Genomic DNA, 15,412 nt, shown 5'->3' on the forward strand with positions numbered 1-15,412 from the left:
CTGATGACGAACGTTGGCTGTTAACCCTATGGGGCCGCAACATTACCGACGAAGAATCTGAAACCTATTCTTTCTCGGGTTTTGCTGGCCGCACCGTTTATCGTCAACAACCGGCGACATACGGCGTAACCTTTAATTATCAGTTCGACTAACGGTTAACTAGCGGGTTCGCATTGCGAGCCCGCAAAGCTCTTATCAACATAAAATACAAGTAGAGTTTTTATGACAAAGCCAACTAATGATCTTGCTTTTACCCGTGAAGATTTATATGGCACAACGCCTGAGCACACCTTTGCGGGCGCGACCAGTTTTATGCGCCGTAAATACACCCGTGATTTAACGGGTGTGGACGTTGCTGTTTCTGGAGTGCCCTATGATCTGGCCACCTCCAATCGTTCTGGTTCACGTATGGGGCCACGTGCAATTCGTAACATATCCTCAACGTTATCTTGGGGAACCGTTATGGGTTGGAACTTTGACCCTTTCGATAAATTAGCCGTTATTGATTATGGCGATTGCGATTTTTATCCGGGCCGCCCTCATCTGGTGCCTGATGAAATTCACGCCCACGCTAAACATATTTTAGATAATGACGTGGCTATGCTAACGCTGGGTGGCGATCATTTTGTGACTTACCCTGTTGTCAAAGCTCACGCGGAAAAACACGGCCCTATTTCATTAATTCATTTTGACGCCCATAGCGACACCTGGGAAGACGAAGATGGGCGTATCGATCATGGCACCATGTTCTATCATGCCGCCAAACAAGGCATAATTAATCCAGAAGCGTCTGCCCAAATAGGTATGCGCTTAGCTAACCCTAAAACTCATGGCTATAACGTATTTGATGCCAAGTGGGTACACGATAATGGCGTCGAAGCTACTGCGGCAAAAATTAAAGAAATGGTTGGTGATAACCCTTGTTACTTAACCTTTGATATTGATTGCCTTGATCCTTGCTACGCACCAGGCACGGGCACACCGGTTTGTGGCGGCTTATCAACTTACCAAGCCTTGCATATTCTTCGTGGTTTAGACGGTATCAATATAGTAGGCATGGATTTAGTAGAAGTAGCCCCTGCCTATGACGTAGGTGAAATCACCTCATTGGCCGGCGCTACTATTGCGTTAGATTTGCTGTGCCTGTACGCCAGCAGTAAAGAGCAGCGTCAAAAGTAGCTTTATCTCCACATCAGCGATGATGCTTGTGCCGGCTTAGCAGATTTTGAGTCGGCTTTTTTGTTTCTTATGTTTTACATTTCTACAAGTGGGAGTAAACCATGACTTTTGACGATGTGATTGAAGTAGTCCTCTGTTATGACCCCGCTGAAATTACGGTACAAACTGGAACCGCACTAATGTTGGAAGATTTGTGTCTGTTTTTTGTGGCCATAGCTAAGCGCAATCATCCTTAAGGCTATAATAGATTGCAATATCTGTAAATGCTGCCTAGAGATTAGTAGCACAATGGTAGTATCGTTATTTAAAACAACAAAGATATAAATAGCACTCTAAACTCAACTTATTGTCTTGATAACAACATTATGAAAATATTCTTTCGATTAGTACAATCACTTGTTTTATTATTACTTCTTGCACCTTGTGCATTCGCAGAAATCGACAAGGTCATTATCGTCAGCGACGAATGGAAAAACTATAGTAATAAAGATGGCAGTGGCTATTACCTTGATACCGTACGTGAAATATTTGAAAAATAGGGATTAACTGTCATTTTTAAAATTCATCCCTACCAACGATCTATTGAAATCATCAATAATAAAACTGCTGATATCATTGTTGGCGTATATAAAACCAACGACCTCTCAGCCAATTATTCCAGTGCACCTCTTGAAATAGACAGAGTTGATATTGCCTTAAGTAAAAGTATGGCTAACAATTGGCAGGGGGTAAAATCACAAAAAGGAAAACGGGTAGGAGCTTTGAAAGGCTATAGCTTTGGTGACCATATCGATGTAGATATGCATTACAAAGAAATGTAAAAATTAAAATCCATCTTAAAGATGTTAAATCATGATCGCTTAGATGCTGTTTTAAATTACGAGCCGGACATACTACATATACAAAAGACCACTAACGAAAAATCGCAGTATATTATTAAAAATGCTGTCTCAAAAATCACACTTACGCAGCCTTTGCTAACAACAAAAAAGGCCAACGTCTACTCAAAGTATTTAATGAAGGCGTTATGTCACTTCACAACAGCGGCCAACTAAAAGCAATTATGCTCAGCAACTTAGGTTCAACAGCCACTTACCCTTTGTAGCGATGGTGCTCGGCAAGTGGATTTTTTAATTTAAAGCTTTATCAGCTCGTCATTTACTAGAGGCGTCTCATACCTAGTTATAAAATAATTAAACTCAGCACGGCCTTATTTATTTTTTACTCGTTTCAACAAGATATCACTGTTCTTTTCCATTAAAGGAACATTCAAAATCCGTTTTTGTAGTCTGGGTAGTTCTTTGCTTTATGCCGTATTGTAACGTGCGGATCAAATGTTTAATTTAAATATACCCATAGGGGAGCGGCTAATTTCCGCCTATATTTATGCCGCTGATATAAAATTCTTCCTTCTAACACTCGTCATAGATATGGGTAATCCCCATGAACAGCCAAAAAGTTATCCGTTTAAACCCGACGGTCCCGACAGCGGCTTTGACCAGAGGGGCAAGTCCTCCGTTACTATTCAGGCACTCAGCTCGATATGCCTAGCCCGATTTTGTACTGGTCTTGAGGGTAAAATCCAGGCAGGGATTTGGATCAGAAACTCAGGTAAAATCGGCGGCGAGGATCAAGGCAGCAATGCCTCGTCCATCAGCTTAAGCAATGTGAACAACATTCGGGCGAGATATTTTTAGCCATTGCTGAAGAAGAACAAGGAACTGCACATATCGACCCTGAATTTAGGCGCTTTGGCTACATCTCTCAGCTAGTTGTAACTAAGTCTCACAGAGGCAAGGGCACTACCTAAAAACTCATGACAGCAATTGAAAACGACTGCATGCAGCTTGGGCTCAGCCCCCTAAAAGTCTCTGCTCTGTCAAAGAACGCTGCGACCAGTGACTTTTACCAAGCTATCGCCTACTAAGTAGACGAAATCCAATTTAGTAAAAACTATAATTTCACATAGTTCATCACTGACCATCACTTAATCTGTCCTGCAAAAACCTTAATAAGTGATCAATACTGCCTCATTTTTTTATCCAGATCTGTGTTTGTAGTAAATCGATAGATTTATACGATATAAAAGCTACTTTTTGGACAATAAAAAAGAAGGCTACCCCTTCTATCTTAACTATAAGGTAGATAATGAATAGCAGGAATACTAATCTCCGAACAAGTTGTTGAATTCTCGGTCGAATTTAAAATTAAAATCAGCAGACTTAACTATTAACTTGATGTAAAAACTATCGATATAGAAAAAGCTCTTAATCTTCACCCGGTAATGATATATCGCTGGCGACAGGAATACAGGGAGGGTAAATTTTTTGAAACATCCTCTAGAAGAATTAGTATGACTAAACAGCCAACGACCCCACAGGAAGAGAAAAGTATAGAGGATGAGATCCGTAATCTTAAGAAAGAGCTCTTCGCCGCTAAAAAGGAAAACGATTCAGGTTCATAGCTGATCATCGTGATAATTTTGACGTCAGATGCCTATGTCGTAGTTTACAGGCTTCACCAGCTGGTTTTTATAAGTGGCTAAATAGGCCTGTATCGGCACGCGTCACTACCAATGCTTAGCTTATATCTGTGATTAGAAAATTGCTTGATCTACACGATGGTAACTATGGAAGCCCTAGAACCCATCGAGAGCTAGTTCACCATAAACGTGTAGAGCGGCTCTATCGTACAAACACGTGCATAACGGTTGATAACCTTCGATACAACATTCCATCTACCTCCGAATCAATAATGGGCTGGTGATGTCAGCTATCTTAAGGTTAAAGGTAAGTGGATATACATGTCCGTAATCCTAGATCTTTATTCACGGAAAGCCTTCGGCTGGTCACTTGGTAAAAACTGAACAACAGAGCTAACATTGAAGTCACTGAGTATGGCGCTCATGTTTTCAAAATAAGCTACGATCGGTAGGCATTAAAACAAGCATGAATCGATAAAAGACAATGACAGGTAATATTCATGCTGAATCATTCTTCCGTATATTTAAAACCGAGTCATTTTCGGAGAGGTATCCGAAGACATTAGCCACCTCCATATGAAAGAATGGCTGCAGAATATTAATCAGTAATTTTATCTACTTTATGGGGGGCTCTTCTTAACGATGTTTAAAACGTTATTACTGCAAAGTTAGTACAGTTTGAGTGATCTTGGCCTTGAGAAACAGCTAACCAGAGACTTATTGTTTCGCCGGTTTGTTGATTTAAGTTTGCCCGAGTCAGTACTCGATCACTCTGCCTAGTGGCCCTTTAGTAATCTGTTAGAAAATGCGGGGGTATTTGAGAAGCTGTTGAATGAAATTAATGACCAGCTCGCCGAGCAGGGGCTGTTAATTCGTAGTGGCGAAGTGAGCGTCATAGAAGCTAAGTAAAAAAGGGACGCTTAGGTTTTTAAGACGTTAACGAATCTCTATCTGGGGATTTAGGAAAGGTATCGAATGGACAAAAGGGTGTAAAAGATGCTTTTCGTATTGCCCTTTAACCTTGTTTAGCCGAGGCTGACAATGGGTAAAATGTCATGAAGTCATCGCTTTTCTCTTCTGATAAAATCACTACAAAGTTTATTAGCCAGAAATAACGCCGCCAAATCAACAAAGAGAGGCTCCAATGATCAATAAAGAGAAGTTAGATGAATTACGCCAGAAGTATGGTGCTGAAGCCGGCGGTTTTCTTAAAGAATCAAACCCTGAACCTGCAGTTGCACAGTCAATAGGTGCAATGAACGACGTTGCTACCTTGCTTGATGCGCCTTATCGGCCAGAAGACAGAGATATGGATATTGCCTTAATCGGTGTTCCTTTTGACCTAGGTGTAACCCATCGGGGTGGCGCCAAGTTTGGCCCTAGAGCCATACGGGATATTGGTCGTATTGGCCCCTATAACCATCGCAGCCAAATGAACCCTTTTGAAAAAGCTGATATTGCTGACATCGGAGACGTCCCCTTAGGAAGCCGCTATAACTTAGAGTCTGGCTTAAAAGAAATTGAGTTTTACTATGAAGGCATTGCTAAGGCTGGTATTCGCCCATTGACCGCTGGTGGCGACCACTCCATCACTTACCCGATAATGCGCGCTCTAGGTAAAAAAGAGCCTTTGGGCATGATTCACATAGATGCTCATTGCGATACCTGTGGCCCCATTAGTGATTCACGCTTTCACCACGGCGGCCCCTTTCGCAATGCAGTATTAGATGGTGTTTTGGATCCAGCCCGCTGTATTCAGATTGGCATTCGCGGCTCAGCAGACCCTTATTGGGAATTCAGCTATGATTCAGGCATGACAGTGCTGCATATTGAAGACGTGACGGAAATGGGCATTCCAGCGGTTATTGCCAAAGCTCGTGAAATTTTAGGGAATGGCCCAACCTATGTGACCTTTGATATTGACGGTCTGGATCCCGCCTACGCACCAGGAACAGGAACACCTGAAGTCGGGGGTTTATTGCCAAGAGAAGCACAGGAATTACTAATAGGTATGCAAGGATTGAATATTGTTGGCGGCGATTTAGTAGAAGTAGCACCTAACTGGGATAGCAATACCACGACTGCCCAAGCAGGTGCCCAGATGCTGTTTGAGATATTGTGCTTAATGGCTGCAGATAAAGCAGTCTAAATAAACACCAATAGAAAAAGCAGGTTAAAATTTTCTATGAATTTAGCCTGCCCTTTCGAGCTATCGCCTCTCTAATAACGCCCCCCTGTATCCCTAGCAGTGGTCATCACCCCCTTTTATTTCCAGCTGTATTAAAGGGTCATCCTTTGACGCAGCCTCAAGAGTGGACATTGCTTCAAGAAAAAGACCAAACAGCTCTGCCTGCGACGATATATTGAGTTTATTATAAATGCTTACCAGGTGATTACGCACTGTACCTTCGGAGCGCGCTATAACATTTGCAATCAACTTTGGGGAGCCCCCTTCAATAATAAATGAGTGATTTCAATCTCCTTATCTGTCAATAACGATGTCGCGAATTTTGAAAATTCCTGCTGAAAGATACATACAAAAGCTTGAGTTTCCGTAGCTGCTATTTCGCTTTTACTAGGCCGAGAACTTTCCAAAGTATCTCTAACTATTACCTTAATCAATGGCATCATTTATGCAAATAGGCCAGCAAAGCTCTTCCCGAAGACCATAAGCGCTGTATAATTTACGATAAACTCTGGGTCAATAAAGTGATCAGGAGCCACCAGCCATACATCACAGGAAATGAGTTGCCGGATCACATTGATCAGCTGTGCATACACATTCTTTTGATCAATCAGGGTTATCAGTCTAGCCAGTTCAAGAAGTAAATTAGATTTAACAACACAACAATTTGCTAGGACGTCAAGATAACCCCTAATCCATCTAACCGTAGCATTTCAACAACTGGATAGTAATTTGAAATTGCTAAATTAAGTCACTGCTGCCCCGTTAGCTATGGAAGCATGAATTGGGTATTGAATGCAGTGACCTTGGCTAGCATGAATGCTGTCACAGAGCCTACATGAATGTACTCGCGATGAATCACTGCAGGCAATGCCGAGTTCACGTCTAGCGAGATGCATATAAGCGCCCCCTTAATTACGGACGTCGACATTAAATATCCAAATATCCAAATATCAACAAGACTGCAGTGAACTTGAATACATATTGAGCCAATAGTTTAATAAACCACTACAAACGGTAGAAAATTCTGTTAATTTTAATTATTGACATGTCGCTCATACTGTATAAAGGAAGGTATCAATCACCTACAAAGGTTTTGGTGACAAACCATAAGACGCTGAAAAGGCACTAACCCCACGCGAAAGAGACTATCTAACGCACTGCTTTTCAATATTCTATATCTTTATCAACATTATGACCTGCAGTCTTCAAGCACCAAGGTCAAGTACAGCATCGACTCGCCCCGCCGCCAACATTTTCATCATAGCTTTAAGTGATGAATACTCTTTATAGTTAACATTAGCAGGTAAATATGCGGCGTAATTATCTCCTATACGTGCCGCAACAGTCTTATTACTTAATGAAATTAATCCCTTCCAATTTTTGTCCAAATCAGCTGAAACAGCAATATCAGGTGATGAAAAATGAACGGGGCAATCAGGGTAATAACGCAATGGCATATCATTACGGAGCGCCCCAAATGCCATTTCAACATCACCTGAAGCAACCTTGCTGAATGCGCGCTTTAGTGGCATAAATTGAATTTTAGGCATTAATCCTGGCGCAGGGTTAACCTATGCTCCACTCAAAATCGGAAAAGCTGCGAAGCTCGGCTTAGCTTAGCTGGTAATTACGCATCTCTTTACTTTGCATGAGTTTTAGCGCTCTACAAAATTGTAAAGATAAGTGTTGCCTTGAATATGGAGTGGATGTCTTCTGATTAGTAGCGAGTTTTTTGTGAGTGCGGTTTAAAACTATTCATCAGATGTCGTCTTTATCTCATTGAGAGTTAAAGTAAGTGCTAGGAACATAGTTATGGATAATATTTATTGAGACCTCTATGCGGAAGATGATTTTTCTTTCAGGCAAGACAAAAATTCGCCCAGAGAGGGGCTTACTGCAGTAAATGCTCGATTGACCACACTTTAATGCGGCATCAGAGCAAAATGGCTTCCGTGGAAAGACCTCATTGAAGTACCAATTATATTTTTTCTGTCGCATTTATTAGTGATTAGGCGGTCGTCACGATACTATGCTAGATAGAGACTTGATTCAAAATATGTCAAACGACGCTTTTACAACAAATCAGAGTTAATAATGCAAATTTCATCACAGTCTAGTCCTTGCGAATTAAATAACTTTTTTTCTAAATATAAGGCTGAAGAAAGTGGTTTTATGGCCAGCTTATTATTAGCGTTCCTAGCTTCTGCAGGCTTATTTTATATTAATATTTTTGCTGCTATCACTGATGCCTTTATGGAGGGCGCCGGTCTTTCTACTTTTGATGCTGGGCAAATCACATCTGCTAATGCGCTAGGTGCAGCATTTGGTGCGTTGGCCATAACATTGTTGATACGCCTATTACCAAAGTGGAAAATAGCGGCATATGCCTTACTGGCGATGCTCATTTCGCTAGATATATTTACGATTGCACTTGAATCTACGGATACGCTTATTTATCTAAGGTTTGCCCACGGCTTTATTGGTGGTGCCTTAGTTGGTTTAGGTTTTTCTGTTATCGCAAGAACAAAAAAACCAGCGGTAGCATTTGGCCTCTTATTAGTTGTTCAATACGGAGGTGGCGCGCTCGGTTTATGGTTGCTGCCTCCATTAGTTCCCGAGTATGGGGCGTATGTGCCTTTTTATGCGCTTATTGCCTTTAGCGTTATTACTCTATCAATGGTGCCATTTATTGGTACTTACCCGTTGCCGGGCAAAGATGCAGTTGACTATAAAGAGTTTGATAAAGAAAGAAATACTGAAGTAAACAAAAGTGTTAAATTGATGCCTCTTGTTCTTACTTTGCTGACGATTTTTCTATTTCAAGCGGCTAATATGTCATTATTTGCCTTTATTTTTGGCTTGGGGAAATCATTTGGGCACCAAACAGATTTTTTAAGCAGTGCTATTGGCTTGGCTAATATTATCGCAATGTTGGGCGCAGTCTTGGCTATATATACAGGAACCAGACTAAAAATATTAGCCCCATTAACGATTGCACTCTTGGCTGCAGCTATTGGTACGTGGTTACTCATTTTTAGTGATTCAGCCATGATGTACTTTGGGGCGAACTCACTCATCGGTGTGGCATGGGCATTTTGTATTCCTTATTTGTTTACGATGACATCAAAATTTGACGCTGCTGGGCAAATGGCTGCATTAGGAGGTTTTGCATCGAAAATGGGGTTGGCTACCGGCCCATTGCTTGCAGGGTATTTATTGAGAGACTCCGAAAATTACATTTTTTTGATTAATACTGCTGCAATTGTATTGGCTGCATGTGTGTTAATTGTCATTTATCCAATAAGAGTGGTTGATCAAGAGGGATGAGAATTCACACTTTTTCCATAAGCTTTTTATGAAGCTTTGAATTTTACTGCACAGGAATTATAGATGATAAATAAGTGATTCGCGGTTTCAAGTAATAACTGCAATTTAATTGCCCAGCAAGTAAATCTACTCGCTGCCCAATAAATAATTCATTTGGCGGCTGATCTTCCCCCGCTAAAATGGACACTGATTAACAGGCCAGCCACTGGCTTTAAATATCAAGATTGTAAATATTTTAACTATTAGACAACCCAGGCTATAAAAATGTCTAGTATATGCAATTAGAAAGATTAAACTTTTTTCGCCGACCTTAGCCTTAACCCCCCCTGCTATGAATAGGCCGATAGTCCACGATTTAATGTCAAGCTAGGCACACCAACATAGAACCCATCTATTTGGCGATTCAATTGTACCTACTGCGATGAGATTTTTAATATGCATGTGCTCCGAACGCTAAATAAAGTAAGTGCGGGGGCGGGGTGGAGATACAACGAAGAACGGTAACATAGCTCGTTGATTGAGCTCAGCCACAGGAATAACTAGCCACACATAAAGGAATAAAATATTTAATTATAAGCGCAATTAATTTTGTGAAGTTTTCAATAATACATGACTTTTGTCATAGAGACGATAATGTCATGATTGCTTACACTACAAAATACCACACCTTATTTAGATTTATATGGGAAGTTAAAAATGTGCTTGAATTATACTGTCATATTGTGTGATCTGAAATCTTTTCTTCGTCTCGGGCTGCTTATAGTTATATCATCACCATCATTGCAATGTCATACGCATGAGGAACATCATTTTTCTACCCCTATGGGGCCTGAAGGAATTGTTGAAATGCAGTGGCCACAAGTTGAAATTTCTCGCGTTGTTTCTGCCGGCTTTGGTGACACATTGGGGACTGGTGCCTTTCCGCGCCAGCGGTTTTCCTACACCAGAAGCTGGTAATACATGCATAACAGGTAGCTATTTAGCCTTTGATGTTGCAGATAATTTCGCCTTTGATATTGATGAAACGGTGCAGCTTTCATTTAGACTTAAAGCAAACGGCAATAAAACTTTTTACTTTGGCTATGATCGTAATGCTCAAACGGAAAGTTATCAGGAAGTTGCCATTCCCTCTGCAAAAGATCAATGGAATACCATTAATTTGTCTCTAAAACGTGCTCGTTTTTCCAATCGCGCACAAGCAAATACGGACTTCATGATGATCCCCTATGGTGCTGAGCTGTCAACCTTCACCTTAGATAAAGCCCATAAAATAACGGTCTGTGATCTAAAAATCGAACGTACATATGAAACTCCACAATATAAAAAAATTAGCGATTTTGATTTAAAGATAGTTGATTCTAGTGGCCAAATACCCGTACGTATGGGGTTATATGACAGTACAGGAAGAATGCCATTACCCAGTGATGATGCAGTTAGCTTTCAACATTACCATCGTACGGTTACCCAGCATTATTTAAAAAAATCCTGGGGGGGGGTTGAGCCTTGGCCAGCTGAAAATCGTCATTTTTTTATAGTGATGGCCGTTATCGAGCCAAATTACCTGAAGGACGATACAGCCTTGTAATCAGCAAGGGCCCTGAGTATCAATTGTATAAAAAAGACATTGAAGTATCTGCCGACAAACCGCTGACTATGACGGTTAACTTAGCTCGCTTTGCTAACCTGCCAGAACAAGGTTGGTATTCTGGCGATGATCACATTCATCTTTCTCGTTCAGCACCTGCTGCGAATAAAAACATCATGAAAATGTTAGCCGCTGAAGATGTTCATGTTTCTAACTTGTTAAAAATGGGTAACTTTAGCGCAACGCATTTTCAACAATATGCTTTTGGCACAAAAGGACAATACATTGATAAAAACCATGCAATAGCATCCGGCGTTGAAGATCCCCGCACCGCTCACCGAGGTCATACAATCAGCTTAAATGTCACTAACCCTGTACATGATAGAGACAAATATTATCTTTACCACAAGGTCTTTAAAGAGCACCAACGTCAAGGCGGTTTAACAGGTTATGCCCATGTAGATGCTGGCTGGTTTAATGAAGATAGAGGATTAGCCTTAGATGTACCTTTTGGTTTGGTTGATTTTGTTGAAATTATGCAAAATGGAGCCATTCATACCGGACAATGGTATGACTTCCTAAATTTAGGCTACAAACTATCACCTATGGCAGGCTCCGATTTCCCTTATTTTATCGACCAGCCCGGTGCAGTACGTGCCTACGCAAAAGTGGCTGGAGAATTCTCACCTCAAGCTTGGTTTGATGCCGTTAAAAAAGGTCATGTCTATGTGACAAATGGGCCATTTTTAGAGTTTAATATTAATGGGGAATCTATGGGGGACTCTGTTAAATTAACCGCAGGTGATGAGTTACAAGTTGCAGCCAACGTTAGTTTGAATCCTGATTTTGATCAGCTAGATCGTATTGAGTTAATCTCACAAGGTGAAGTGATTACGCAAATAAAGGCCAAAGAAGGAGAGCAAACACTCAAGTTAGAGACAGCACTTAAACCTAGTTCAGGTCTATGGCTTGCGGTACGTGCTTTTGGTAAAAATCAAGCGCTTGCCCATAGCGCACCTATTTATGTAAATTTAGGCTCAGACACCCATATCGCAAAAGATAAAGCTCCAGCTATTGCTAACAAACTGGTTGGACAATTACAACTCATGAAAGAAACACCTACCCCTTATGGTGAGCTTGAATTTTGGGAAATAGCACCTGGTTTTGAACCTTTATGGGAGAAACAAAAAAAAGAACTTTATCTTCGTATTGATGGTGCAATAAAACAATATAATGAAATTATTACCATCATAGATGGTAGATAATAGCTTAAAAAGTTTTCTGGGAGATAAATCTCACCGCCCTAACAGGCTGTTGATCTTATCGCCCATGAATATGGACTGGTTACAATAGGCACAACAATAATTTAAAGCGAGATAGTTGGTAGTGCGCGTAGAAGATATTTCTCAGGAATCCTTATTTACTATTACTCATTTGAAAACCTCTGTAGCCAATGATCGGCCCTTGCGTCCGATTAGAGCGCTGATTAGTCAAGCAATGAAACGCCTTAACTGGCTGTTTGATAGCATCTGTGCTGAAGGTGGTAGGCGTGGTTTAAATCATTAATAGATAAGGATATTTTCTTTGTGACGCACCTAAAGTCTAATGCTAAAACGCAAGAAGTAAGTCGACATACCATCCCTTTAGGCAAGGGTTTAAACCATTGAGTTCACCGACACACAAACGGCTAAGAAGTGCTAGGCTCAACTGCGCCGGTTTGGTTACAAAGATGCCACAACAGGTAAACACTGAGTGTTTTTAAGCAATAATTTTAATTCGTCCGCAAAGACGATGACCGATATTTACACGATCGCACTGGCAAGTGAGCTGTTCTTTAAATGGATTAAACAAAACCTTAAGATCAAGTCCTTTGTTAGCACCAGTAAAAATGCGGTGATGACACTAATATGGATAGCTCTGCGCGCTTATTTGCTGTTAGCTTTTATCAAACTTCAGTTGAAGCTAGGAAAAACAATGCAGCGAATTTGCGCTGAACTTATTTGAAAAACGTGATTTGATGGCCTTGATATGACAGTTAACGGGACAGCAGTTAGATGTTTAGCAATCCAATAATACCACACTTATACGGCTGGTATATCACCAGGGAGTGGTTTATACCGCGCTTACCATTAGCAAACCTTTTACTCCAAGAAAGCCAATGAATTGAATATTTTTAAGTGCAGACTAAATTGATCGCCATCGCTAAACAGCGATTCACCGGTGACTTGGTACAATATCAACTTGAAGGTACTCATAGTTTTGAATTGACTGCGAAACTATCAGATTTGGAAGAAATGGTGCAGTCAATTGAGCGGTATTTACCCGTTAACAAATAATAGACACTCTCTATAGGTCTGATAACAAAGGGGGTTGCAATATTTGGAGGAAAAAATCTCTAACCCCTCCTTCATCATGAATTCTGCATATTTGTTTCACCGATCTTTAGGCCTCAATCAACATCTTGAAATCGCTTGATCTCATAGGTCTATTCGCTATTTTCTTCAACTACTCTAAGTGTAGGCCACACCTAAATGGAACATAGCCATTTTAATTAACCACGTCAGGTAAAAAATGCCCAAACACGAGGTTCAGGCATTATTGTTGACAGTATTTACCCGTACAAAATAAAACTAAGGCAAATCAACAGGTTCTTGCTGAGTAATACAGTGCAAACCACCGCCCTGTAAATTCTGATCAATTGAGTTTATCCCAACAATTGTACGGTTAGGAAATACATTCTGCAGAATTTGTTGTGCGTGTTCATCACGCTGACTAATTTCAGGGTCCATTCCCGGCTCCCAATACTGCTGAGCCACAACGACATCATTAGCTATTACAAAGTTTTGATAGCTGGTAGCTGCAAGGAACCATACCGGTTCATTGGTCAGAGGGAAGCTGGAACCATCTTGGAAAGTCATCCCGGCAACCCATTGATACTGCTAGTCCGCAGGGGTGAACTGACGGTAAACAGGCACGGGGGCAGTTACGCGAATAACATTGAGCGGATTGCCAAGCTCTTCGGTAGATTGGCTGAGAATGTCAAAACTACGCTCCAGCCGCACGCGGTTTTCTGCTTGCACAGGATGCCCGGCCGCTTCCTCTTCGCTAACCTCGGCTAGCAAAAGAGTATTGGAATTCACAAAGCGCACAAACTCATAGGCATGGCCGTTTACACCCAGAGTGTAGGCATTTTTTGTGACACCATCAGGCCCTACACTTACCCCAGTGTCTGGGTGGTTATCTTCAACGGGTCCAGTTTCTAACCAGATAAAGTTGGTAGCGCCTATTGTGCGGGCATATTCCGCTTCAATTTGCGTTCGGGTCCAGCCGATATTGCGATCGAATTCAATCGACTCAACCAGAATTACAGTGCCTTTGCCGTTGGTCTCACGAGCGCCACCTTCTGAAATCATAGTAGAGGGAACTGTTTCAAGCTCTTGGCTGGCAGCAACGCGGCGATCGAGAGCTTCCATTTCAGTAACGGTTGCCGGGGGGCCATAATCCCCTAGGTTCCAGTTGTTAAAATCGTAATCTATAATTTTCTTATTGCCGGCATCGTCATAAACAAAAATCGGCCCCATATCTCTTACCCACTGGCTCATGGATACTTGTATGCCATTACCTTGCACCTCATGAAAGGAGATATTATCTAAAGGGATTCCGCGATTGGTTAGCTCTTGCGTAGCCAGGTTCTGTGCCGTTTGACTGTGTACTATCAGCTTCACATGCGTGTATGGAATCAAGGCCTCGATCAACGAAAAGTGAGTCTCGTTATAATAGCCGGGCATTTGTATCCACTGTAGCCAAATGGCCTCCTGCGGTTCCCATTCAGCCGGCATGCGATAATTACCCTCTGCCATAGCAGGGCTGACAGTGAAAGCGCGAGGATAATCCCAGCGCCACGTAACATTTTTTTCATGGTTTTTCTCCAGATTTATTCGTTAAGATAAGTACATACCACTTGCAACTCCCGAATAAACGCACCCTGTTGCTTGCACTCTCCCAAATTTACCCAGCAATTAAACGGCAATAGCCCGATATTTTAGCGCTCTAATAAAACAGAAATTAACTGGTAGTAATGAGTTATTACGTGGTTAATTTCAGATAAATTAGTTTCATTCGGGTACAATTTTTTTATTATGTTCATTAATCACATGTATAACGCCAATAATGATTATTTTTTATGCTTATTCATTTAGCTCAGACTAACAATGGGTAAAATGTTATGGTGTTATCGTCTTGCAGCTCTGACACAGTTACTGCAAGACTTATTAGTGAGAAAATAGCGTCTATAATGAGCGACCCTATCAAGGTAAAATGTGCTGCGGAGAACACCAATGGAAACTTTACTTGATGGTAAATTTATTTGGGCCGAGAAGAATTTAGCCCAAAACTATGCTGACAAACATTGGATAAAAACGGGTAGCTGTCAGATCAAACCTGCGAGCTGTTGAAAACAGTCTTTTTAATTTCATTGCCTCGCCTTTAGTGTGCAGCCACACTGCATGTCTTATTTTTTAGTTAACGCTACTAGCAGAGTAATAATATTCCAACAAAGCTAAGACTTTGTCTATAAATGCCTTTTTCTGTACTCTGGAAAAAGTAACGATCAAAGGATAGCTGATACCCGGTTTAAGTTTTGGGCCCACGC

The 15,412-nt window shown here is 41.2% G+C and carries 11 protein-coding genes and 1 pseudogene; 9 read left to right on the plus strand and 3 right to left on the minus strand.

Going from position 1 to position 15,412, the window contains the following annotated elements; all coding sequences use genetic code 11:
• Positions 1 to 222: 222 nt before the first annotated feature.
• The 5 genes from speB (NO559_RS16360) to speB (NO559_RS16375) all read left to right on the plus strand — a co-directional run bounded on the left by speB (NO559_RS16360) (position 223) and on the right by speB (NO559_RS16375) (position 5,810).
• Positions 223 to 1,179: an agmatinase gene (gene speB / locus NO559_RS16360; protein ID WP_258332953.1), complete on the plus strand. Its 957-nt coding sequence runs from the start codon at positions 223 to 225 to the stop codon at positions 1,177 to 1,179.
• A 101-nt stretch (positions 1,180 to 1,280) separates the two neighbouring features.
• Positions 1,281 to 1,415, plus strand: a complete 135-nt coding sequence (locus tag NO559_RS16365) for a hypothetical protein (protein WP_258332954.1) — start codon at positions 1,281 to 1,283, stop codon at positions 1,413 to 1,415.
• A 1,098-nt stretch (positions 1,416 to 2,513) separates the two neighbouring features.
• Positions 2,514 to 2,876 (plus strand): hypothetical protein, encoded by a 363-nt coding sequence (locus NO559_RS16370; protein WP_258332955.1) that lies wholly within the window; start codon positions 2,514 to 2,516, stop codon positions 2,874 to 2,876.
• A 1,463-nt stretch (positions 2,877 to 4,339) separates the two neighbouring features.
• Positions 4,340 to 4,441: a transposase gene (locus NO559_RS17050; RefSeq protein WP_375542744.1), complete on the plus strand. Its 102-nt coding sequence runs from the start codon at positions 4,340 to 4,342 to the stop codon at positions 4,439 to 4,441.
• A 364-nt stretch (positions 4,442 to 4,805) separates the two neighbouring features.
• Positions 4,806 to 5,810, plus strand: a complete 1,005-nt coding sequence (gene speB / locus NO559_RS16375; protein WP_258332956.1) for an agmatinase — start codon at positions 4,806 to 4,808, stop codon at positions 5,808 to 5,810.
• Positions 5,811 to 5,903: 93 nt separating this feature from the next.
• Here speB (NO559_RS16375) and NO559_RS17055 read toward each other — a convergent pair whose 3' ends face one another.
• Both NO559_RS17055 and NO559_RS16380 read right to left on the minus strand, forming a co-directional pair.
• The gene (locus NO559_RS17055; protein WP_375542746.1) at positions 5,904 to 6,122 is read right to left on the minus strand and encodes a helix-turn-helix transcriptional regulator; all 219 of its coding nucleotides are present in this window, start codon (positions 6,120 to 6,122) and stop codon (positions 5,904 to 5,906) included.
• Positions 6,123 to 7,054: 932 nt separating this feature from the next.
• On the minus strand, positions 7,055 to 7,399 hold the full coding sequence (locus NO559_RS16380; protein ID WP_258332957.1) for a transporter substrate-binding domain-containing protein: 345 nt from the start codon (positions 7,397 to 7,399) through the stop codon (positions 7,055 to 7,057).
• A 544-nt stretch (positions 7,400 to 7,943) separates the two neighbouring features.
• Between NO559_RS16380 and NO559_RS16385 the strand changes: the two genes are divergently transcribed.
• From NO559_RS16385 to NO559_RS16400, 4 genes are all read left to right on the plus strand, one after another.
• Entirely contained in the window at positions 7,944 to 9,176 is a 1,233-nt protein-coding gene (locus NO559_RS16385) for an MFS transporter (RefSeq protein WP_258332958.1), read from the plus strand.
• Positions 9,177 to 10,038: 862 nt separating this feature from the next.
• Positions 10,039 to 10,761 carry a hypothetical protein gene (locus NO559_RS16390; RefSeq protein ID WP_258332959.1) on the plus strand — a complete coding sequence of 241 codons (723 nt, stop codon included), beginning with the start codon at positions 10,039 to 10,041 and terminating at the stop codon, positions 10,759 to 10,761.
• Between the two features lie 23 nt (positions 10,762 to 10,784).
• Positions 10,785 to 12,026 (plus strand): CehA/McbA family metallohydrolase, encoded by a 1,242-nt coding sequence (locus NO559_RS16395; protein WP_258332960.1) that lies wholly within the window; start codon positions 10,785 to 10,787, stop codon positions 12,024 to 12,026.
• Positions 12,027 to 12,513: 487 nt separating this feature from the next.
• Positions 12,514 to 12,765: a transposase gene (locus NO559_RS16400; protein ID WP_375542745.1), complete on the plus strand. Its 252-nt coding sequence runs from the start codon at positions 12,514 to 12,516 to the stop codon at positions 12,763 to 12,765.
• 626 nt (positions 12,766 to 13,391) lie between these two features.
• Here the strand turns inward: NO559_RS16400 and NO559_RS16405 are convergent.
• Positions 13,392 to 14,621, minus strand: a pseudogene (locus NO559_RS16405) (agmatine/peptidylarginine deiminase).
• Positions 14,622 to 15,412: the final 791 nt, after the last annotated feature.

This window comes from Dasania sp. GY-MA-18, assembly GCF_024734385.1.
Lineage (GTDB): Bacteria > Pseudomonadota > Gammaproteobacteria > Pseudomonadales > Dasaniaceae > Dasania > Dasania phycosphaerae.

What these genes read in the sequence shown, in the direction of transcription:
- speB (WP_258332953.1), top strand. Translation starts at nt 223, where the DNA reads ATGACAAAGCCAACTAATGATCTTGCTTTTACCCGTGAAGATTTATAT.
- NO559_RS16365 (WP_258332954.1), top strand. Translation starts at nt 1,281, where the DNA reads ATGACTTTTGACGATGTGATTGAAGTAGTCCTCTGTTATGACCCCGCT.
- NO559_RS16370 (WP_258332955.1), top strand. Translation starts at nt 2,514, where the DNA reads ATGTTTAATTTAAATATACCCATAGGGGAGCGGCTAATTTCCGCCTAT.
- speB (WP_258332956.1), top strand. Translation starts at nt 4,806, where the DNA reads ATGATCAATAAAGAGAAGTTAGATGAATTACGCCAGAAGTATGGTGCT.
- NO559_RS16380 (WP_258332957.1), bottom strand. Translation starts at nt 7,399, where the DNA reads ATGCCTAAAATTCAATTTATGCCACTAAAGCGCGCATTCAGCAAGGTT.
- NO559_RS16385 (WP_258332958.1), top strand. Translation starts at nt 7,944, where the DNA reads ATGCAAATTTCATCACAGTCTAGTCCTTGCGAATTAAATAACTTTTTT.